This is a genomic window from Mesorhizobium sp. WSM3864 (genome assembly GCF_002294955.1).
Taxonomy (GTDB): Bacteria; Pseudomonadota; Alphaproteobacteria; order Rhizobiales; family Rhizobiaceae; genus Mesorhizobium.
This window is the reverse complement of the sequence record NZ_NSGD01000004.1, coordinates 77,242-96,703: the sequence shown is the minus strand read 5'-3', so window position 1 is coordinate 96,703 and position 19,462 is coordinate 77,242. Positions and strand designations below refer to the sequence as shown.

General features: G+C 65.5%; 15 protein-coding genes. 9 read left to right on the top strand and 6 right to left on the bottom strand.

All coding sequences use genetic code 11. From position 1 onward, the window contains the following. Positions 1-172: 172 nt before the first annotated feature. Together CK215_RS10755 and CK215_RS32255 are read right to left on the bottom strand one after the other, a co-directional pair. On the bottom strand, positions 173-1,042 hold the full coding sequence (locus CK215_RS10755; RefSeq protein WP_095782635.1) for a transglutaminase family protein: 870 nt from the start codon (positions 1,040-1,042) through the stop codon (positions 173-175). Further along, positions 1,042-1,167: a hypothetical protein gene (locus CK215_RS32255; RefSeq protein WP_278057108.1), complete on the bottom strand. Its 126-nt coding sequence runs from the start codon at positions 1,165-1,167 to the stop codon at positions 1,042-1,044. The genes CK215_RS10755 and CK215_RS32255 overlap by 1 nt, the downstream gene beginning before the upstream one ends. An 80-nt stretch (positions 1,168-1,247) precedes the next feature. On the opposite strand from CK215_RS32255, the gene CK215_RS10750 reads away from it, so the two are divergent. Beyond that, a complete protein-coding gene (locus CK215_RS10750; RefSeq protein ID WP_095830928.1) occupies positions 1,248-1,913 on the top strand; it encodes an HAD-IA family hydrolase in 666 nt (221 codons plus the stop codon). 102 nt (positions 1,914-2,015) lie between these two features. Here the strand turns inward: CK215_RS10750 and CK215_RS10745 are convergent, their stop codons facing one another. Further along, on the bottom strand, positions 2,016-2,234 hold the full coding sequence (locus CK215_RS10745) for a DUF1674 domain-containing protein (protein WP_067001484.1): 219 nt from the start codon (positions 2,232-2,234) through the stop codon (positions 2,016-2,018). Between the two features lie 105 nt (positions 2,235-2,339). Between CK215_RS10745 and htpX the strand changes: the two genes are divergently transcribed. The 4 genes from htpX to purH all read left to right on the top strand — a co-directional run bounded on the left by htpX (position 2,340) and on the right by purH (position 8,315). Continuing rightward, the gene (htpX, locus tag CK215_RS10740) at positions 2,340-3,353 is read left to right on the top strand and encodes a zinc metalloprotease HtpX (RefSeq protein ID WP_095830927.1); all 1,014 of its coding nucleotides are present in this window, start codon (positions 2,340-2,342) and stop codon (positions 3,351-3,353) included. Next, positions 3,344-4,744, top strand: coding sequence for an RsmB/NOP family class I SAM-dependent RNA methyltransferase (locus CK215_RS10735; protein WP_245418660.1), 1,401 nt, complete (start codon positions 3,344-3,346; stop codon positions 4,742-4,744). Before htpX ends, CK215_RS10735 begins: the two co-directional genes overlap by 10 nt. Positions 4,745-4,877: 133 nt before the next feature. Further along, on the top strand, positions 4,878-6,602 hold the full coding sequence (locus CK215_RS10730; RefSeq protein ID WP_095830925.1) for a heparinase II/III family protein: 1,725 nt from the start codon (positions 4,878-4,880) through the stop codon (positions 6,600-6,602). A 96-nt stretch (positions 6,603-6,698) separates the two neighbouring features. Next, positions 6,699-8,315 (top strand): bifunctional phosphoribosylaminoimidazolecarboxamide formyltransferase/IMP cyclohydrolase, encoded by a 1,617-nt coding sequence (gene purH, locus CK215_RS10725; RefSeq protein WP_095778035.1) that lies wholly within the window; start codon positions 6,699-6,701, stop codon positions 8,313-8,315. A 130-nt stretch (positions 8,316-8,445) separates the two neighbouring features. Here the strand turns inward: purH and CK215_RS10720 are convergent, their stop codons facing one another. Both CK215_RS10720 and CK215_RS10715 read right to left on the bottom strand, forming a co-directional pair. Beyond that, entirely contained in the window at positions 8,446-9,822 is a 1,377-nt protein-coding gene (locus tag CK215_RS10720) for an MFS transporter (protein ID WP_095779848.1), read from the bottom strand. 253 nt (positions 9,823-10,075) lie between these two features. Next, positions 10,076-14,872 carry an NAD-glutamate dehydrogenase gene (locus CK215_RS10715; protein WP_095830924.1) on the bottom strand — a complete coding sequence of 1,599 codons (4,797 nt, stop codon included), beginning with the start codon at positions 14,870-14,872 and terminating at the stop codon, positions 10,076-10,078. A gap of 124 nt (positions 14,873-14,996) precedes the next feature. On the opposite strand from CK215_RS10715, the gene CK215_RS10710 reads away from it, so the two are divergent. The 3 genes from CK215_RS10710 (at position 14,997) to CK215_RS10700 (ending at position 17,087) form a co-directional block, all read left to right on the top strand. Continuing rightward, positions 14,997-15,560, top strand: coding sequence for a peroxidase-related enzyme (locus CK215_RS10710; protein WP_095830923.1), 564 nt, complete (start codon positions 14,997-14,999; stop codon positions 15,558-15,560). Positions 15,561-15,778: 218 nt separating this feature from the next. After that, entirely contained in the window at positions 15,779-16,102 is a 324-nt protein-coding gene (locus CK215_RS10705) for a hypothetical protein (RefSeq protein WP_067002171.1), read from the top strand. 358 nt (positions 16,103-16,460) lie between these two features. Next, on the top strand, positions 16,461-17,087 hold the full coding sequence (locus CK215_RS10700) for a DUF1062 domain-containing protein (RefSeq protein WP_067001466.1): 627 nt from the start codon (positions 16,461-16,463) through the stop codon (positions 17,085-17,087). Positions 17,088-17,143: 56 nt separating this feature from the next. On the opposite strand, the gene typA is transcribed toward CK215_RS10700, so the two are convergent. Beyond that, positions 17,144-18,973, bottom strand: coding sequence for a translational GTPase TypA (gene typA, locus CK215_RS10695; protein ID WP_067001463.1), 1,830 nt, complete (start codon positions 18,971-18,973; stop codon positions 17,144-17,146). A 193-nt stretch (positions 18,974-19,166) separates the two neighbouring features. Here typA and CK215_RS10690 point away from each other — a divergent pair, with 193 nt between their 5' ends. Next, positions 19,167-19,451 carry a hypothetical protein gene (locus tag CK215_RS10690; RefSeq protein WP_245418659.1) on the top strand — a complete coding sequence of 95 codons (285 nt, stop codon included), beginning with the start codon at positions 19,167-19,169 and terminating at the stop codon, positions 19,449-19,451. The last annotated feature ends 11 nt before the right edge of the window (positions 19,452-19,462 follow it).

Below are 19,462 nucleotides of genomic sequence, written 5' to 3'. Positions count from 1 at the left end.
AGACAGGAAGGTGAATGGCGGGTAAATGGAAACGCAATTAGGGAAATGCCGTTAATAAAGCGCTTACCATGAGTGGCGGAGCGATTGCGGCCCTTCCCGCTTCGGCACAGCGCGCCCTGTGCCAAAGCGGGTCAGCGCTGGTGCTGGCGCCGCAGTGAAACAGCCGCCTGGCTTAGGCGAGCATCTGGGCGCTCGCGGTCCTGTCGATGCCGTGATGCGGTGGCCTGAACAGGTTGCCTTCCTGCTCATAGGTCCACACCTTGAACAGGGTAAGCCGATGCGGGCCGAAGCTGTGCAGCAGCGGCACGTCGGTGGCGTCGCGGCCGCGCGCGATCACGACGCGGCCGATCCTTGGACGATTGTGGCGCGGATCGAACGCGTACCATTTCCCGTCGAGGAACACTTCCATCCAAGCTGAGAAATCCATCGGCGCCGGATCGGCCGGCACGCCGATATCGCCGAGATAGCCGTTCACATAGCGCGCTGGAATGTTTATCGCGCGGCAGAGCGCGATCGCGAGATGCGCGAAGTCGCGGCAAACGCCGACGCGCTCCTCATGCGCCTGCGCCGCCGTGCGGGTGGCGCGGGCATAGCCGTAGCCGAACGAAAGCCGGCTATGGACATAGTCGACGATCGCCTGCGCGCGCGCCCAGCCGGGCGGCAGGTGGCCGAACAGCTCCCAGGCGAGGTTGCTGAGGTGATCGGTTTCGCAATAGCGGCTGCCGAGCAGGTAGACGAGCACCTCGTCCGGCAGCTCCGCCACCGGCATTTCGCGCGCCAGCGTGTTGATCTCGTCGGCCTCGCCGCTGTCCTCGATCACCCCATCAAAGAGGATGCGAAAACCGCCGGCCGGCGCCGTGAAGCGGCGGCAGATATTGCCATGGCTGTCGCGATAGGTGGTCGTCGGCACCGAAGGCGAGGTGAGAAAGCGTGTCTGCCGCTTGATGTCGGCATGGCGATCCGGGTGGATGTCGAGAAGCGCGATGATCGGCGTCGCGGCATCGCATTCGATGGCGATTTCGTAGCCGAGCCTGATCAGCATCACTTCCCCTTGTTGGTGGTCTTGCCCTTGTTGGTGGTCTTGCCCTTGTTGGTGGTCTTGCAAGACTGGTTGGAGAACGCCGCAATGAGGAGCGTTGTTCCGGCGGCGAGTCGAAATGCCGGCATGCGCCTTTGCAGGCTCCGCTTCGGAGGTTAGGATAGCGGTGCGTTTCGCGCTCCCCGAAAACGATTCCCCCAGATATCCGATGTTCCCAGGCAGAAAGTTCGCCGCTTTCCTTTTCGACATGGACGGCACGGTCCTCAATTCGATCGCCGCGGCGGAACGCGTGTGGACCAAGTGGGCTCGCGGTCACGGCCTCGACGTCGCGAGCTTCCTGCCGACTATCCACGGCAAGCGCGCGATCGAGACCATCGCCGCGCTGAAGCTTCCCGGCGTCGATCCCGTCGTGGAAGCCGATGCGCTGCTCGAGGCCGAGGCGGCCGACCTCGAGGGCATCGTTCCGATTCCGGGTGCCGTGGCGTTTCTCAAGTCGCTGCCGCCGGAGCGCTGGGCGGTCGTCACCTCGGCGCCGCGGGAACTCGCGCTGCTGCGTATGGCGGCGGCCGGCATTCCGGTGCCGGCCATCATGGTCTCGGCCGAGGACGTCACCCGCGGCAAGCCGGCGCCCGACTGTTTTCTTTTGGCGGCAAAGCGTCTCGGCGTCGAGGCGCGCGATTGCCTCGTCTTCGAGGATGCCCCGGCCGGCATCGCCGCGGGCGAAGCCTCCGGCGCCTCGGTGATGGTGATCAGCGCCACGCATGTCCATCCGGTCGTGACGCAGCACGCCAGCATCGCCACCTACGATGCCCTCGGCGTCGCCACGGACGACAATGGCTGGATGATTATCGAGCCGCAGCGCGACGCGGCCTGACGTATGTCGCGGTGTGCAGCGGTTTTGCGAAGACGGCAGCACAAACAAGCACTTAAAGCGCGTCGCCTGAATCCGCTTCAGCGCGACGCGCATCGAGTGTCATTAGAAATCGGTGGCCAGGCCCTTCACCTCCCAGTCGCCGTAGCGCCCGGGTTCCTTGCCGCCGCGGCCGCCGAGCTCTTTCGGCAGGCGGGCTTCCGCCTCGCGGTATGCCTTCCGCCGGGCTTCGGCTTCCGCCAATGCGCGCTGCGCCTCAAGCGTCAGCGTCCTTTGCGGCTTGTCGCCTTCGGCGGCTTCGGTTTTGTTGGGTTGTTCGGTCATGCGATGCTTCCTGCCGATTGAAACGGGGACCGGCCTTTCCCATGATATAGCTATGACAATGGCAGGATCGACCCCTATTCGCCACCACGCCAGACGGAAGAGACCATGAATACGCTTCGCACCGCCATGCTCCTTGCCGCGATGACCGCGCTGTTCATGGGCGTCGGCTTTCTGATCGGCGGCACCGGCGGCATGGTGATCGCCTTGCTGTTGGCCGCCGGCATGAACCTGTTCAGCTACTGGAATGCCGACAAGATGGTGCTGTCGATGAACCGCGCCGTCGAGGTCGACGAGAGGAACGCTCCCGAATATTATGCGATCGTTGAGGCGCTGGCCAAGCAGGCGGGCCTGCCGATGCCGAAGACCTATCTGATCGACAGTCCGCAGCCGAACGCCTTCGCCACTGGCCGCAATCCCGAAAACGCCGCTGTGGCCGCATCGACCGGCCTGCTGGAGCGGCTCAGCCACGAAGAGGTAGCGGCGGTGATGGCGCATGAACTCGCCCATGTGCAGCATCGCGACACGCTCACCATGACGATTGTCGCCACGCTTGCCGGCGCGATCTCGATGCTCGGCAATTTCGCCTTCTTCTTCGGCGGCAGCCGCGAAAACAACAATCCGCTGGGCTTCGTCGGCGTGCTTGTCGCCATGCTCGTTGCGCCCTTTGCCGCCATGATCGTGCAAATGGCGGTGAGCCGCACCCGCGAATACGAGGCCGACCGGCGCGGCGCCGAAATTTGCGGAAATCCGTTGTGGCTCGCCTCGGCGCTCGACAAGATCGCGCGCGGCGCCGAGCGCATTCCCAATCCGGATGCCGAGCGCAATCCGGCGATGGCACATCTGTTCATCATCAATCCGTTGCACGGTGAGCGCATGGACAATCTGTTCTCGACCCACCCGAGCACAGAGAACCGCATCGCCGCCCTGCAGCAGATGGCGCGCGAGATGAGCGGTGCCGCCCAAGCCGCGCGGCGCGAAGCCCCTGCGCCAGGCCAGCCGGACGAGCCGCAGGCAGGGCCATGGAGCCAGCCGGCCGAGCCGGAGCGGCCGAAGCCCAATCCCTGGGGTCGCAACCCGACCGGCCCCCGCGGCGCAGGATCCAAAGGTCCGTGGTCGTGAGCGGAGCGAAGCGCCGACCGCAAACCCAAGGCAGAGGTGACGCAAGTGCGAGCGAAACGGTCGCCGGCCTCGCGGCGCGCAAGGCGGCCGCCCGCCTGCTTGCCGCCGTCATCGATGCCCATACCCCGCTCGACGGCCTGACCGACAACGAGCACGGCCACCCGCAATACAAGGCGCTCGACCAACGCGACCGCGCATTGGTGCGCGCCATTCTGGTCACGGCGCTGCGCCACCGCATGACCATTGCCGGACTGCTTGCAAGGCGTCTGGAAAGGCCGTTGCCGGCAAACGCCACCGTGCTCTCGCACATCCTGCACGTGGCCGCCGCGCAGATCCTGTTTCTCGACATCCCCGACAGCGCCGCCGTCGACCTCGCCGTCACCCACGCCAAGTCCGACCCACGCACGCTGCGTTTCTCCGGTCTCGTCAACGGCGTGCTGCGCTCGCTGGCGCGTGCCAAGGGCGCCGAGCTGGCGCCGACGCTCGCCGCGACGACCGAGGCGCCCCAGTGGTTCGCAGACCGACTGGCCACAGCCTATGGCGCCGCCAGGGCGGAGGCCATTCTTGCCGCACATCGCCATGAGGCTCCGGTCGATTTCACCGTTAAAACCGACCCTTCGCTCTGGGCGGAGAAGCTGGGCGGCATTGTGCTGCCGACCGGCACGGTGCGCGTCGAGAAGCTGCAGACCGGCGTCACCGATCTGCCCGGCTTCGCCGAGGGCGCCTGGTGGGTGCAGGATGCGGCGGCAGCCCTGCCCGCGCGCCTTTTCGGCGCCATCGAGGGACAACGCATCGCCGATCTTTGCGCCGCGCCCGGCGGCAAGACGGCCCAGCTGATCCTCGCCGGCGCGAACGTCACCGCCGTCGACAGTTCAAAGAACCGGCTGGCCAGGCTGGGTGAGAACCTAAAACGCCTCGGCCTTTCGGCCGAACTGGCGCACACCGACCTGCTCGACTACCGGCCGGCGGAGCCGTTCGACGCCGTGCTGCTCGACGCGCCCTGCTCCTCGACCGGCACCGTGCGCCGGCATCCCGACGTGCCGTGGACCAAAACCATGGCCGATGTCGAGAAGCTCGCCACGCTGCAGCGGCGCCTGCTCGCTCACGCCGTCACTCTCGTCAAACCGGGCGGACGGCTCGTCTTTTCCAATTGCTCGCTCGACCCGATCGAGGGCGATGAGCTCTATCGCGTCTTCCTTGCCGGAACTCGCGGCGTGATCGCCGATCCGATCCAAGCGGGTGAATTCGCCGGCCTCGATCCCTTCCTCACGCCCGATGGCACGCTGCGCACCACCCCCGCCGATTTGGTGCTGAATTCACCGGGGGTTTCGGGGCTCGACGGCTTCTTTGCCGCCCGCATGAGAAGGACGATTTGGGACGTTATTGCATAAATCTTGCCGACTTTTTTAGCGACGCCCAGGCCATGGCCGCGTGAAGGGGTTCACTTCGGCGAAATCCGCCTTCGCATAAGTTCTTGAATCATATAAGCTTGTGCTTAGGGGCTGACGACTATCAGGAGGGGTTTTGGCACTTGCTGCCGGCAGCACGACGCGTCTTTGGACGCTTGTCGCGAGGGAGTTCTGGCGCAAAACGCGCCGGCGCCTTCGTGCCGGTCCTATCTATCGCTGGCGTTATTCCGGCCGCACGCCCGAGCGCGTCCTCATCGCGCCGCCGGATCTGAGGCTCGCCGACCCGCAGATCGCGCTCGAAATCTACTATGGCCGCTATCCGCTGTCCGGCCACATGGTCGAGACCGGCGGCAAATCGCCTTTCCAGATCAATGTGCCCAACCGCGGCTGGCAAAAGTCGCTGCACGGCTTCCGCTGGCTGCGCCATATGCGCGCCGCAGGCACCGAGCTCGCCGCCGCCAACGCTCGCGCCCTGGTCTCGGACTGGATCGTCATGCACGGCAACCAGATATCGGGCGTCGCCTGGGAGCCTGGCACGACAGCCAAGCGGGTGATTGCCTGGCTCCAGCATTCCTCGGTCGTGCTGCAAGGCGCTGAATTCCCGTTCTACCGCGCCTTCCTCAAATCGCTCGCCATGCAGATCCGCTATCTCAGATCGATGGCGCGCGAGATGCCGGACGGCAAGGACAGGCTGCGCGCTCGCATCGCGCTCGCCTTCTCCACCCTGTCGCTACCCGCGCCGGCCTCGGCGCTGCGCGCCGCCACGCGCAACCTGGCCGAGGAGCTCGACCACCAGATCCTGCCGGACGGCGGTCACATCTCGCGCAACCCGATGACGGTGCTGGAATTGCTGGCCGACCTTCTGCCGTTGCGCCAGACCTATGCCAACCAGGCCGAGGCGCCGCCGCCGGCGCTGATCAACGCCATCGACCGCATGCTGCCGGCGCTGCGCTTCTTCCGCCACCAGGACGGCAGCCTTGCCCGCTTCAACGGCATGGGCGCCACCATCCACGATCGCATCGCCACCATCCTGCGTCATGACGACACGGTCGGCGCGCCGCTGCTGCACGCGCCCCATTCCGGCTATGAGCGCCTGTCGATGGGCGGCGTCACGGTGATTGCCGACACCGGCCTGCCGCCGCCTGTCGACATCTCCAACGCGGCGCATGCCGGCTGCCTCGCCTTCGAGCTTTCCTCCGGGCGCCAGCATTTCATCGTCAACGCAGGCATCGACACCTATGGCGCCGCCGAATTCCGGCCGCTCGCCCGCGCCACCGCCGCGCATTCGACAGCCACCGTCAACGACACGTCCTCGGCGCGCTTCAGTCACTCGTTGCGGGTCAGCGACCTGCTCGGCTCGCCGCTGATCGGCGGCCCCCAGCACGTGCCCTGCAAGCGCATCGACCAGAAGGGTGTGCAGGGCTTTGTCGCGCGCCACGACGGCTATGCCGCGCGCTTCGGCTTGCTGCACGAGCGGGAGCTGAAGCTGGCGGAGAACGGCAATGTGCTGACCGGCCGCGACCGCTTCCTTCGCCCCGGAGGTGCGGCGATCCGCAACAATGGCCGCGACTTCGTCACCGTGCGCTTCCATATCCATCCCGACATCGGCCTGCTGCACGACGAGCAGGGCCGCCTGACCCTGGCGGCCTCCCAGGGCGACACCTGGGTGTTCACTTGTGCCGAAGTGGCGCCGGAAATCGAGGAATCGATCTATTTCGCCGGGCTCGGCGGACCGCGCCGCAGCCGGCAGATCTTGCTTGCCTTCAAGGCCTCGGAGATCGCCGAGGTGCACTGGCAGCTGACGCGCGCCGCCGTCGCCGGCTATCCCGAGAACAACTGATTCGCGGCCAAGGAACCCGAGTTGCGCGCTTGATTTCCGAGCCTCATATGCTACGGCCCGCGAACGTTCCCAACCAGCCTTGAAAGGCCGCCAGCCATGGCCGTCCCCGCCAAGAACATTCCGGCGCCCGACCTCGTTCCGATTCGCCGCGCGCTGCTTTCCGTTTTCGACAAGACCGGTTTGATCGACTTTGCCAAAGCCCTTGCCGCCGCCGGCGTCGAGCTGGTCTCCACCGGCGGCACCGCGAAGGAGATCGCCGGGGCCGGCCTGGCCGTACGCGATGTTTCGGAGCTGACCGGCTTTCCCGAGATCATGGACGGTCGCGTCAAGACCTTGCATCCCTCGGTGCATGGCGCCCTGCTCGGCGTGCGCGACGACCCCGAGCACGCGAAAGCGATGCACGACCACCACATCCAGCCGATCGACCTCGTCGTGTCCAACCTCTACCCGTTCGAGGAGGTCCGCCGCTCCGGCGCCGGCTACGCCTCGATCGTGGAAAACATCGACATCGGCGGCCCGGCGATGATCCGCGCCTCGGCCAAGAACCACGCCTATGTCGCCATCGTCACCGACCCTGCCGACTATGCATCGGTGCTCAACGCGCTCGAGATGAATCTCGGCTCGCTGTCGCTCGATTTCCGCAAGAAGCTGGCGGCGAAGGCCTTTGCCCGCACCGCGACCTACGATGCGGCGATCTCCGGCTGGTTTGCCGACACGCTCGAAATCGAGCATCCGACCTGGCGCGCCTTCGGCGGCCGTCTCGACCAGGTGATGCGCTATGGCGAGAACCCGCATCAGGGCGCCGGCTTCTATCTCTCCGGCGACAAGCGCCCGGGCGTCGCGACCGCCAGGCAGCTGCAGGGCAAGCAGCTTTCCTACAACAACATCAACGATACCGACGCCGCCTTCGAACTGGTCGGTGAATTCGATCCGACCCGGTCAGCGGCGATAGCCATCATCAAGCACGCCAACCCGTGTGGTGTGGCCGAGGGCGCGACGCTGAAGGCGGCTTACGCAAAGGCGCTGGCCTGCGATCCGGTCTCGGCCTTTGGCGGCATCGTCGCCATGAACCGCATGCTCGACGCAGAGGCAGCGGAAGAGATCGTGAAGACCTTCACCGAGGTCATCATCGCGCCCGATGCCACCGACGAGGCCGCGGCGATCATAGCGGCGAAGAAGAACTTGCGCCTTCTGGTCACCGGCGGCCTGCCCGACCCGCGCGCCGCCGGCACGGTTGCCAAATCGGTCGCCGGCGGGCTGCTGGTGCAAAGCCGCGACGATGCGGTGGTCGACGACCTCGAGCTCAAGGTGGTGACGAAACGCGCGCCGACTCCGGCCGAGATGGCCGACCTTAAATTTGCCTTCCGCGTCGCCAAGCACGTCAAGTCGAATGCCATCGTCTACGTCAAGGACGGCTCGACCGTCGGCATCGGCGCCGGCCAGATGAGCCGCGTCGATTCCTCGCGCATCGCCGCCCGCAAGGCGCTCGACGCTGCCGAGGCGGCTGGCCTGGCCGAGCCGCTGACCAGGGGTTCGGTCGTCGCTTCCGACGCCTTCTTCCCCTTCGCCGACGGCCTGCTGTCGGCCATCGAGGCCGGCGCCACGGCCGTGATCCAGCCCGGCGGCTCGATGCGCGACGAGGACGTGATCGCCGCCGCCGACGAGCACGGCATCGCCATGGTGTTCACCGGCGTGCGGCACTTCAGGCATTGAGAGCCACTACCCTCCCCTCGATGGGGAGGGTCGGTGCGCTCGCCTGCGAGCGCACCGGGGCGGGGTGATGGCGCCGACCCCACCCCGCTCCGCTTCGCGGATCGACCCTCCCCACAAGGGGGAGGGTAAATCACTCCACCGGCTTGTCCGCCGGATATGGCGTCCTGACCAGGATTGCCATGCCGAGGCCGAGGAACAGCGCGATCACCGCCATGCCGAGCCGTGCCGAGCCGCTGGCCAGCGTGATCGTCGACACCAGGAACGGCGCCAGGAAGCTCGTTGCCCTGCCGGCCAGCGCGTAGATGCCGAAATAGCGGCCGGACTCGGCGGCCGTGACGCTGCGCGCCATGTAGGAGCGCGAGGAGGCCTGCACCGGCCCGAAGGCGAGCCCGATCAGCAGGCCGTAGAGGATGTAGGCCTTTTCGGCCGCGGTGCCGAAGAGGCCGCCGGAATCGGTGGTGGGCAGTTGTATTAGGCCGAGCAGCGTGAAGCCTGGCCCGGTCGACACGACGCCGATCGTAGCCAGCAAAAGCAGCATCAGCGCAAACATCACCACGGCCTTCGAACCGAGCGCGGTGTCGAGGCGCGCGGCGATCCAGCAGCCGAAGATCGCGACGACGTTGAGGATGATGCCGAACATGCCGATCTCGGTGATCGACCAGTTGAACATGCCGGCGGCAAAGGTGCCGCCGAGCGCCAGGAGCGCGTTGACGCCGTCCTGATAGATCATGCGGGCGACGAGGAAGCGGAAGATGCCGACGCGCTTGCGCACCTCGAAGAGCGTGGACTTCAATTCCGACAGGCCCTCCCGCACCGCCGGGCCCATTGAAAGCCCCTTGATGGCGTCCGGCGTGAAGATGAACATCGGCAGGATGAACAGGAAGTACCATCCGGCCGACATCGGCCCGGTGAAGCGCGCGTCCTCGCCGAGCTTAGGATCGAGCCCGAACAGCGGGTCGAGGCCGATGATCGTCTTGCCGGTTTCCAGATTGCCGGCCAGGAACAGCACCACGAAGATCAAGGCCACCATGCCGCCGAGATAGCCGAGTCCCCAGGCGATGTTGGAGATCTTGCCGATGTCCTCCTTGGGTACCAGGCGCGGCATCATGGAATCGTTGAAGACGGTGGAGAATTCCGCGGCCACAGAGGCGAGCGAGAAGAGCAGCACGATCAGGAACAGGCTGGAGCCGGGCGCGGCGAACCAAAGCAGCGTAAGGCTGATGATCTTGACCGCCGCGAAGGAGGCGATCCATGGCTTGCGCGGCCCGGTCTGGTCGGCAATCGAGCCGAGCACCGGCGAAAGCACCGCGATGACGAGACCCGCGGCAGCGATGCCGTAACCCCAGGCCGCCTGCCCGGTTGTGGGGTCGCTCGCCATGCGCGAGACGAAGTATGGCCCGAAGATGAAGGTGGTGACGACGGTGAAGAAGGGTTGCGCCGCCCAGTCGAAGAACATCCAGCCCCAAATGCCGCGCCCCGTTGCCCGCTGCACTGCTACTTCGGCCATGTCCCCTCCGGCATCGTCCGCTCCGCCCGCGACCCGCGCATGTCTGCATGTTTTCGGGCGGCGATGCAAATGAACAAGCACGGCGCCGCCGCTCATTGGCTTGCGCGTTTCCACTCCGCGTCAGCGGGAAAAAGAGCGCCGGCCGCGACCTCTTCCTTCTGGGGAAGTCGCACCTCAGGTCCGCATGGGGGGTCGGCGCTGCCTCCCGCCCCGCTGCTTCGCAGCGACCCTCCCCGCAAGGGGGAGGGTAAACCTACATGCCCGTCAGGTCGCTCATCAGGCCGGACGCCACCGACAGCCGAGACACGGTGATGTCGCCGCCTTCGGTCAGCGCCTGCAGCCGCTCGCGGATGCGCCCGACCTGCTCGCCGCCGGCTTCCAGCCAGGCCGCCACCGGATCCGCCGCCTTGCCGTGGCCGGTAAGCGCCGCCACCGCGATGCCGCGCCTTGCGGCGCCGATCGTGTCGGTCGCGCGCGACAGCGCCAGCTGGTCGTAATAGTCCGGCGGCATGATCGAGCGCGCGGCCTCCTCGACGCGTGGAATGCGAAAAGCGTCGCTGACGGCGAAGAAGGCCCTGGCGGCGCTGACGATATCGGCATTGGCCGTGCGTGCGGTGAGCGCGATGTCCGGGATCAGGTCGCTCACCTCGGCCAGCGCCAGCTTTTCGGCAAGTTTGTCGGGCGCGCCGCCCTCAGTCAGGTCGTGCCGCCGCGCCTCGATCCGCTCGCGCGAGAAGGCCGGCAGCAGCGAGATGAGCTTTGGCTCCAAAGCCTTGCGCGCTTCCTGCAAGTCGGCGATGCGCTGGCCGAGCGGCGCCGAGGAGAGGTCGTTCTTCAGGTACCAGCCGCTGGTCATGAAGATGAGCCGGCTGACTGCCTGGTAGAGATCGAGCTGCGTCTGGCCGTCGATCTGGTTGTCGAGGGCATCGATCTCCTTGTAGAGCCAAGGCAGCGCGAAACCGTCGCGCACCAGGGCGAAAGTGCGCACGACGGCGCCCGCGGTGCGGCCCGTCGCTTCCTGCAGCCGGTTGACGAAGGACGGCCCACCGCGGTTGACGAGATCGTTGGCGACGACGCGCGCGATGATCTCGCGCCGCAGCCGGTGGGCACGGATCTCGCCGGCGAATTTCTTCGCCATCCGCTCCGGGAAATAGCCCATCAGATCGCGGTCGAAATGCGGATCGTCCGGCACGTCGCTGGCGACGATGTCGGAGAAGAGCACGATCTTGGCATAGGCAAGCAGCACGCCGAGCTCGGCCCTGGTCAACGGCTCGCCGCGAGCCTCGCGCTCGGCAAGCGCCGCCGGCGAAGGCAGCGTCTCGACGGCGCGGTCGAGCAGGCCGCGCGCTTCGAGCGCCGTCATGAAGCGCGCCTGGTGCGCGATGTCGGCCAGCCCGCGCTTGCGCGCCAGCGACAGCGCCAGCGTCTGCTGGTAGTTGTTGGAAAGCACCAGCGTGCTCACCTCGTCGGTCATCTCGGCAAGCAGCTTGTTGCGCGCCGGCCGCGCCAGCGAGCCTTTGCGCATGGCCGACGCCAGCGCGATCTTGATGTTGACCTCGACGTCCGAGCAGTTGACGCCGCCCGAATTGTCGATGGCGTCGGAATTGCAGCGGCCGCCCTTCATGCCGAACTCGATGCGCGCCCGCTGCGTGACGCCGAGATTGGCGCCCTCGCCGATGACCTTGGCGCGCACGTCGAGCGCGGTGACGCGGATGGCGTCGTTGGCGCGGTCGCCGACATCGGCATTGGTCTCGCCGGAGCCCCGGACATAGGTGCCGATGCCGCCGAACCACAAAAGATCCACGGGCGCCTTGAGGATGGCGTTCATGATCTCGACCGGCGTTGCCGTGGTCTTGGCGAGGCCGATCGCGGCGGCCGCCGCTGGCGGCAGCGTTATCGACTTCAGGCTGCGCGAGACGATGACGCCGCCTTCCGACAGCTTTGACTTGTCATAGTCCTGCCACGACGAGCGCGGCAGCGCGAATATGCGCTGGCGCTCGGCCAGCGAGGCCGCCATGTCCGGGTCGGGATCGATGAAGATGTCGCGGTGGTCGAAGGCGGCGATCAGCTTGGTCGCCGATGACAGGAGCATGCCGTTGCCAAACACGTCGCCCGACATATCGCCGACACCGACGACCGTGAAGGGCTCGGTCTGGATGTCGCGGTTCATTTCGCGGAAATGCCGCTTCACCGCTTCCCAGGCGCCCTTGGCGGTGATGCCCATCTTCTTGTGGTCGTAGCCGGCCGAGCCGCCGCTGGCGAAGGCGTCGTCCAGCCAGAAATTGTGCGTCTCGGAAATGGCGTTGGCCGTATCGGAGAAGGTCGCCGTGCCCTTGTCGGCGGCAACGACGAAATAAGGATCGTCCTGGTCGCGCCGCACCACGCCGGCCGGCGGAATGATGCCGTCGACACCGATATTGTCGGTGATCGAAAGCAGGCTGGAGACGAAATTCTTGTAGGCCGAAGTGCCGGCCTCGAAGATCGCGTCGCGGCCGGCGCTCATCGGCAGTTTCTTCGGATAGAAGCCGCCCTTCGCGCCGACCGGCACGATGACCGCGTTCTTGACCTGCTGCGCCTTGACCAGACCCAGCACCTCGGTGCGGTAGTCCTGGGCGCGGTCAGACCAGCGCAGGCCGCCGCGCGCCACCGGGCCGAAGCGCAGGTGCACGCCCTCGACCTCCGAGCCGTAGACGAAGATCTCGCGCCAGGGCCGCGGCGCCGGCAGCCCGTCGACCGCCTGCGAATCCAGCTTGATCGCCAGCGACTGTCCTTTGTCTTTCGTATCGGTAACGAAATGATTTGTGCGCAGCGAGGCTTCGATCAGGTTGAGGTAACGACGGATGATGGTGTCGTCATCGATGTTGGGCACCTCTTCCAGCGCGTCCTTGATCTTGGCCTTGAGGTGCTTGGCGGCGACCACGCCCTCGCTCTCGGCCGTCGGGCCAAGGCGGGAAACGAACAGCTGATGCAGGCCGCGCGCGATCTCCGGATACCGGTTGAGCGCGGCGGCAATGAAATCCTGGTTCTGCGGGATACCGGCCTGCTGCAAATAGCGGCCGTAGGCGCGCAGGATCGCGATTTCGCCCGACCAGAGACCCGCAGTCTGTGCAAGGCCGTTATAGCCGTCATTTTCGACGTCGCCGCGCCAGACCGACAGGAAGGCATCCTCGAACAGCGCGCCGTCGCCGAGGTCGATCGGCTTGCCGTAGCTGTTCTCCAGCTCCATGTCGTGGATGAACACCATGCCGGAGGCTTCGTCGCCAACCTCGAAGGTGCGCTCGCTGATGACGCGGAAGCCGATATTCTCCAGCACCGGCACGCGCCGCGACAGCGCCACCGGACTGCCGTGGTGATAGATCTTCAGCGCCGCCTGGTGCGGCTTCTGGTCGGCATGGCGGTAATAGTCGATGGCGATTGGATTGGCCGCATCGATCCTGGCGATGCGTCCTGCATCGGCCAGCGCCACGGCCGGCGAGAACGAATCGCGATAGCTTTCCGAAAAGCGCGAGGCAATTGCCGTAAGCGTTGCATCCGCGCCGGATTCCGACACTGCTTCGCGCAGCGCATCGTCCCAGGTGCGCACGATGTCGCGGATCGCTGCCTCGATCGTTGCCGGCTCGACCTTCGGCGTCTTGCCGCCGGAGCGGCCGATGATGAAATGCACACGCGCCAGCCCGCCTTCCGGGAAGGCCGGATAATATGCCGACAGCCGGCCCTGAAATACTGTCTTCAGGTAGGTGCCGATCTTCTCGCGCACGACGCTGTCGTAGCGGTCGCGCGGCACGAAGACGAGAATCGAGACGAACCGGTCGAACTGGTCGACCCGCACCAGCGCCCTGACGCGCGGCCGTTCGATCAGTCCGAGGATGGCTTCGGCGTGCTTCCTGAGGATCGGCACCGGAACCTGGAACAGCTCGTCGCGCGGATAGCTCTCCAGCACATTGATCAGCGCCTTGCCGGAATGGTCATGTGGATTGAAGCCGGACTTGGCGATGACCGTCTCGGCCTTCGAGCGCAGATAGGGGATCTTCATCACCGAACGCGTGTAGGCGGTCGAGGTGAACAGGCCGACGATGCGCAGCTCGCCTGAAAGCACGCCCTTGGCGGTGTAGGCCTTGACGCCGATATAATCGAGATAGATGCGCCGGTGCACCAGGGACTTGGCATTGGCCTTGGTGACGATCAGCGGTTCCGGCCCATGCAGGAAGGCGCGGATTTCCGGCGTTGTCGACACCGCCTCGGTGCCGCGCCTGAGAACCAGGACGTCGGGATCGGCGAGGATGCCGAGGCCAGGTTTGTCGGCGCGCTCCAGCATGCCGCTCTTCTCGCCGCCGGTGTAGTTGAACTCGCGCATGCCGAGGAAGGTGAAATTGTCGTCGCGCAGCCATTCGAGGAAGGCGATCGCCTCGGTGACATGCCCCTTGTCGAGCGGCACCGGCGCGTAGCGGAATTCCGAGATGGCCTGATCGAGCCGGGCAAGCATCGGCTTCCAGTCGGCGACGGCGGCGCGCACCTGGTCCAGAAGCTTCTTCAGGCGGCCGGCAAGGGCTTCGGCCTGATCGGCCGAAAGGCGGCCGATATGGACATGGACGACGCTTAGCCGGTCATGGCTGGTTTCGCCTTTGACAGAGCCGCCGTCACCGAGGATCTCCTCGATGCCGCTCTTGCCGTGCCGGACGACGATGACCGGATGGGTGACCAAAAGCGGCTCGCCGGCGCTCTCGGTAATCTCGCCGAGGATCGAATCGAACAGGAACGGCATGTTGTCGTTGACGACGGTGATGACCGTCATCGGCCGGCCCTGGCGCGTCACGCCGGAATCCACGTCTATGGCGATGATGCAATCGCCCTTTCTGTGCCTGGCGACCGCCCGGCCGGCGAGATCGGCGGCGCGTTCGAGGTCGGCGACGTCATAGGCGGCGATGTCTTCGGCCGGCGTGCGGGCGAGGAGATAGTCGGCGAGCCTGCCGGGCTTTTCGCCTGCCCTTGCCGCGCCTCCTTTTGCCGTGCTGGTCTTTTTCGGCTGGCTTGCGGTTTTCAGGCTGGCCATGATGTGAAGTCCCTCCCGTCACATGCTTTTGGGTCTATGGTAGCAGATGAGGGCTATTTGGCGACAAAGGTTTGACGACGCTTTAAGAAAATCGAACCGACGCTCACCCTGCGAGGAGACGGACATGACCGACAGGATTACGGCGCTCGACCTGGCCCGGGCGGAGCTGAGCGAAGCGACGAAGGCTTATTTCGCTAAATGCGAGGAAAAGCTCGGCCTCGTGCCCAACGTGCTTCTGGCCTACGCCTTCGACGAGAAGAAGCTGCGCGCCTTCACCGACATGTACAACGACCTGATGCTGGGCGAGTCCGGCCTGTCGAAGCTGGAGCGCGAGATGATCGCAGTCGCCGTTTCCTCGATCAACCAGTGCTACTACTGCCTGACCGCGCATGGCGCGGCGGTGCGCCAGCTTTCCGGTGAGCCCGCTCTTGGCGAGATGATGGTGATGAATTTCCGCGCCGCCGGCCTGCCCGAGAGGGAGACGGCGATGCTGGAATTCGCGGTCAAGCTGACGGAGGAGCCGGCCAAGATCGTCGAGGCCGACCGCGCCGCGTTGCGACAGGTGGGCTTCAGTGATCGCGACATCTGGGACATCGCCTCGACTGCCGCCTTCTTCAACATGTCGAATCGGGTGGCCGCCGCGGTCGACATGCGACCGAACCCCGAATACCACGCCATGGCAAGGTGAGGCTCACCGGCAACACATTAGCAACGTCGAATTTTTCGTTGCCCGCCCCGCCGTTTGGGTCGATGATCAACGATTGCGGTTAGCCGCATATCGATGATTGCGGCTAGCTCGCATATCAACGATTGCGGCGTAGCCGCATATCGGATTGCGGCGTAGCCGCATACCGCCAGGCGGCGCTGCCGCATCCCGGCTCGACGCTGCCGAAAAGGGAGGAGAACATGGCGAAATTTCTCTATGTCTATCACGGCTCCGGCAAGATGCCGACCGAGGAGGCCGAGCGCAAAGCTGCGATGGATGCCTGGACCGGCTGGTACGACAAGCTGGGTTCGGCCGTGATCGACGGCGGCAATCCTGTCGGCATGTCGAGAACGGTGCTGCCCGGCGGCGTGGTCGAGAACAATGGCGGCAGCAATCCAACCGCCGGCTACACGATCGTCGAAGCGAAGGATATCGACGATGCCGTCGCCAAGGCCAGGGATTGTCCGATCCTGATGAACCCGGCCTTCAGCGTCGAGGTCGCGCCGATCATCGAGATGATGTAGCGCCAAAGCGCCCGAAGGTCGTCACATTGAAACACGGCGGGCGGCATACTCTTGCCCGCCCGCCGTCGCACGGCTAGAAGAGCCGATCCTTTTCCGATTTCGAGTTTCACTTTGCCTCAGTAACCGCCGGTCTCGTCTACTCCCGAAAGCACCGCAGGCGCGCTTTGGCGGCACCTGCATTCATTTCATGTGTTCTTCAGGCGGCGGCGCGAGACCGGTTTGGCATTGCTGAGCCGCCGTCGCGCAATCGCGCGGGGCCTGATTTTCATCCGCTACAGCCTTTCGCCACACCGTGCCCGCATGGGCATCTCGGACATTGCCGCGCTGACGGACTTCCCGACGGGAAGGGCCTATCGGCATGTCTCGAACTTTGCGCATTCGCTGGGTGATCGCGCCCGCGGTCGCGCCTCGACCTCTCATCAACTGCAATCGCTGCGGCGGCGTCAAACCTTATCAATGCAGCGGAAAGTTCCGCGTCAACGCCAACGGCAAGCGCATCGATGCCTGGCTGATCTATCGCTGCACCGACTGCAACAATTCCTGGAACCGCACCATTTTTGAGCGATGCAACCGTCGCGACATCGCACCGGCGCTGTTGGCTGCACTGGAGCGCAACGATCCGACGCTGGTCCGCCACTATGGCTTCGATGCCGTGGCGCTCAGAAATCGGCTCGGGCGGATCGAAGAATCTCCCGAAGTCACGGTGCGAAAGGAGCTGCTGGATGGCAGGCCGGAAGGCGCGACGGCGCTTTGGCTTGAGCTTCGGCTCGACGCCGCAACGCCCTTGCGGCTTGACCGCTTGCTCGCCGGCGAGCTCGGCATCTCCCGGTCGAGGCTGCAGGCCTGGGAAGCGCGGCGGTTGCTCGCCATCGAACCGTGCGGCGCCAAAGCCCTGCGCAGGCCGGTGCGCGACGGCATGGTGGTACGCGTCGACCTCTCCGGCGAGACCGGCCGTGACGCTGTCGTTTCGGCCGCATGTGCATGAAGTGAAAAGAGAGGGAGCGCTGCCCCCTCCCTTGAGTAACTGCCTGGGCTAAAACCCTACGCCGCGCCCATCACCTTGGCCGACTTCTCGAAGCGCTTGCGCTCGTTCGGGTCGAGATAGAGCTTCCTGAGCCGAATGGTCTTCGGCGTCACCTCGACCAGCTCGTCGTCCTGGATCCAGGCCAGCGCGCGTTCCAGCGTCATGCGGACCGGCGGCGTCAGCTTCACCGCCTCGTCCTTGCCGGCGGCGCGGATGTTGGTGAGCTTCTTGCCCTTCAGCACGTTCACTTCCAGGTCATTGTCGCGGGAATGGATGCCGATGATCATGCCCTGGTAGACCTTGACGCCCGGATCGATGATCATCGGGCCGCGGTCCTCCAGGTTCCACATCGCATAGGCGACCGACTCACCCTGTTCGTTGGAGATCAGCACGCCATTGGTGCGGCCGGGCAGCTCGCCCTTGTACGGCTCATAGGCATGAAACAGCCGGTTCATCACGGCGGTGCCGCGCGTGTCGGTCAACAGCTCCGACTGATAGCCGATCAGGCCGCGGGTCGGCGCGTGGAAGACAAGGCGCTGGCGGTTGCCGCCGGAGGGGCGCAGCTCGACCATCTCGGCCTTTCGTTCCGACATCTTCTGCACGACCACGCCGGCGTGCTCCTCGTCGACGTCGATGACGACTTCCTCGACCGGCTCCAGCAACTGGCCGTCATCGCCCTTCTGCATGACGACCCGCGGGCGCGACACGGCGATCTCGAAGCCTTCGCGGCGCATCGTCTCGATCAGCACGGCAAGCTGCAACTCGCCGCGACCGGAGACGAAGAAGGAATCCTTCTCCGGCGATTCCTCGATCTTGAGCGCCACATTCCCTTCGGCCTCGCGCAGCAGCCGGTCGCGGATGACGCGGCTGGTCACCTTGTCGCCCTCGGTGCCGGCAAGCGGACTGTCGTTGACGAGGAAGGACATGGTCACCGTCGGCGGGTCGATCGGCTGCGCATGCAGCGGCTCGCTCACGCTCGGATCGCAGAAGGTGTCGGCGACGGTGCCCTTCGACAGGCCGGCGATGGCGACGATGTCCCCCGCCTGGGCTTCCTCGATCGGCTGGCGCTCGAGCCCGCGGAAGGCGAGGATTTTCGAGATCCGTCCGGTCTCGATCTGCGTGCCGTCATGGTGCAGCACCTTGACCGCCTGGTTTGGCTTCAGCGAGCCCGACTCGATGCGGCCGGTGATGATGCGGCCGAGGAACGGATTGGCCTCGAGGATGGTGCCGATCATGCGGAACGGACCGGGATGCACCGTCGGCGCCGGCACATGCTTGACGACGAGATCGAACAGTGGCGCAAGGCCCTGGTCCTTCGGGCCTTCCGGATTTTCCGACACCCAGCCGTCGCGGCCCGAGCCGTAGAGGATCGGGAAGTCGAGCTGCTCGTCGGTCGCATCGAGCGCTGCGAACAGGTCGAACACCTCGTTCACCACCTCGATGTGACGAGCGTCCGGGCGGTCGATCTTGTTGATGACGACGATCGGCCGCAGACCTACCTTCAGCGCCTTGCCGACGACGAACTTGGTCTGCGGCATCGGCCCTTCGGCGGCGTCGACGAGCACGATCGCCGAATCCACCATCGACAGGATGCGCTCGACCTCGCCGCCGAAGTCGGCGTGTCCGGGCGTGTCGACGATGTTGATGCGGGTGCCCTTCCAGTCGACCGAGGTCGCTTTGGCCAGGATGGTGATGCCGCGTTCTTTTTCGAGGTCGTTGGAGTCCATGGCGCGCTCGGCGACGCGCTGGTTTTCGCGGAAAGCGCCGGACTGTTTCAGGAGTTGGTCGACGAGCGTGGTTTTCCCATGGTCGACATGCGCGATGATCGCGATATTGCGGAGGTTCATTGTCTGGTCTCGGGAGCGTTGCAGGCAGCAGGCCCAAAGCGCCGCCTTTTTCGGTTGGGCGGCTCATACAAGGTTTTTCGCAATTGCGAAAGGGGAGGCCCCGCCCCAAATAAATGGTCACTGATTCTTAAACGTCTTGGTGTGAAATGATTCTGTTAACCAACGCGGAACCTTTGAGGGGCCGGGCAATTTCATGTTCATGACCGATCAGATGTCCAGATTGCGTCCGGTTTTCGCGTGGGCAGCGCTTGGCGTGCTTGTCGCGGCTGGCGCCGCGCAGTCGGCGGCTGCCCTGAGAGAAGCCGAGCCCTCGCCCCCTGATGCCAAAACCGCGCAGCAGATGTTTGCCGACGCCCCGGACGGGGTCGACCCGATCGTCACCGGCCCGGTCAGCGCCGCCTTCAAGCAGCGCCAGAAGGCAGCCAACTGCGACACCGCCGTCTGGCCGAACATTCCCGCGACCTGCTATCCGGACTAATTGCGGACGGC

What these genes read in the sequence shown, in the direction of transcription:
- CK215_RS10755 (WP_095782635.1), bottom strand. Translation starts at nt 1,042, where the DNA reads ATGCTGATCAGGCTCGGCTACGAAATCGCCATCGAATGCGATGCCGCG.
- CK215_RS32255 (WP_278057108.1), bottom strand. Translation starts at nt 1,167, where the DNA reads ATGCCGGCATTTCGACTCGCCGCCGGAACAACGCTCCTCATTGCGGCG.
- CK215_RS10750 (WP_095830928.1), top strand. Translation starts at nt 1,248, where the DNA reads ATGTTCCCAGGCAGAAAGTTCGCCGCTTTCCTTTTCGACATGGACGGC.
- CK215_RS10745 (WP_067001484.1), bottom strand. Translation starts at nt 2,234, where the DNA reads ATGACCGAACAACCCAACAAAACCGAAGCCGCCGAAGGCGACAAGCCG.
- htpX (WP_095830927.1), top strand. Translation starts at nt 2,340, where the DNA reads ATGAATACGCTTCGCACCGCCATGCTCCTTGCCGCGATGACCGCGCTG.
- purH (WP_095778035.1), top strand. Translation starts at nt 6,699, where the DNA reads ATGGCCGTCCCCGCCAAGAACATTCCGGCGCCCGACCTCGTTCCGATT.
- CK215_RS10720 (WP_095779848.1), bottom strand. Translation starts at nt 9,822, where the DNA reads ATGGCCGAAGTAGCAGTGCAGCGGGCAACGGGGCGCGGCATTTGGGGC.
- CK215_RS10715 (WP_095830924.1), bottom strand. Translation starts at nt 14,872, where the DNA reads ATGGCCAGCCTGAAAACCGCAAGCCAGCCGAAAAAGACCAGCACGGCA.
- CK215_RS10710 (WP_095830923.1), top strand. Translation starts at nt 14,997, where the DNA reads ATGACCGACAGGATTACGGCGCTCGACCTGGCCCGGGCGGAGCTGAGC.
- CK215_RS10705 (WP_067002171.1), top strand. Translation starts at nt 15,779, where the DNA reads ATGGCGAAATTTCTCTATGTCTATCACGGCTCCGGCAAGATGCCGACC.
- CK215_RS10700 (WP_067001466.1), top strand. Translation starts at nt 16,461, where the DNA reads ATGTCTCGAACTTTGCGCATTCGCTGGGTGATCGCGCCCGCGGTCGCG.
- typA (WP_067001463.1), bottom strand. Translation starts at nt 18,973, where the DNA reads ATGAACCTCCGCAATATCGCGATCATCGCGCATGTCGACCATGGGAAA.
- CK215_RS10690 (WP_245418659.1), top strand. Translation starts at nt 19,167, where the DNA reads ATGTTCATGACCGATCAGATGTCCAGATTGCGTCCGGTTTTCGCGTGG.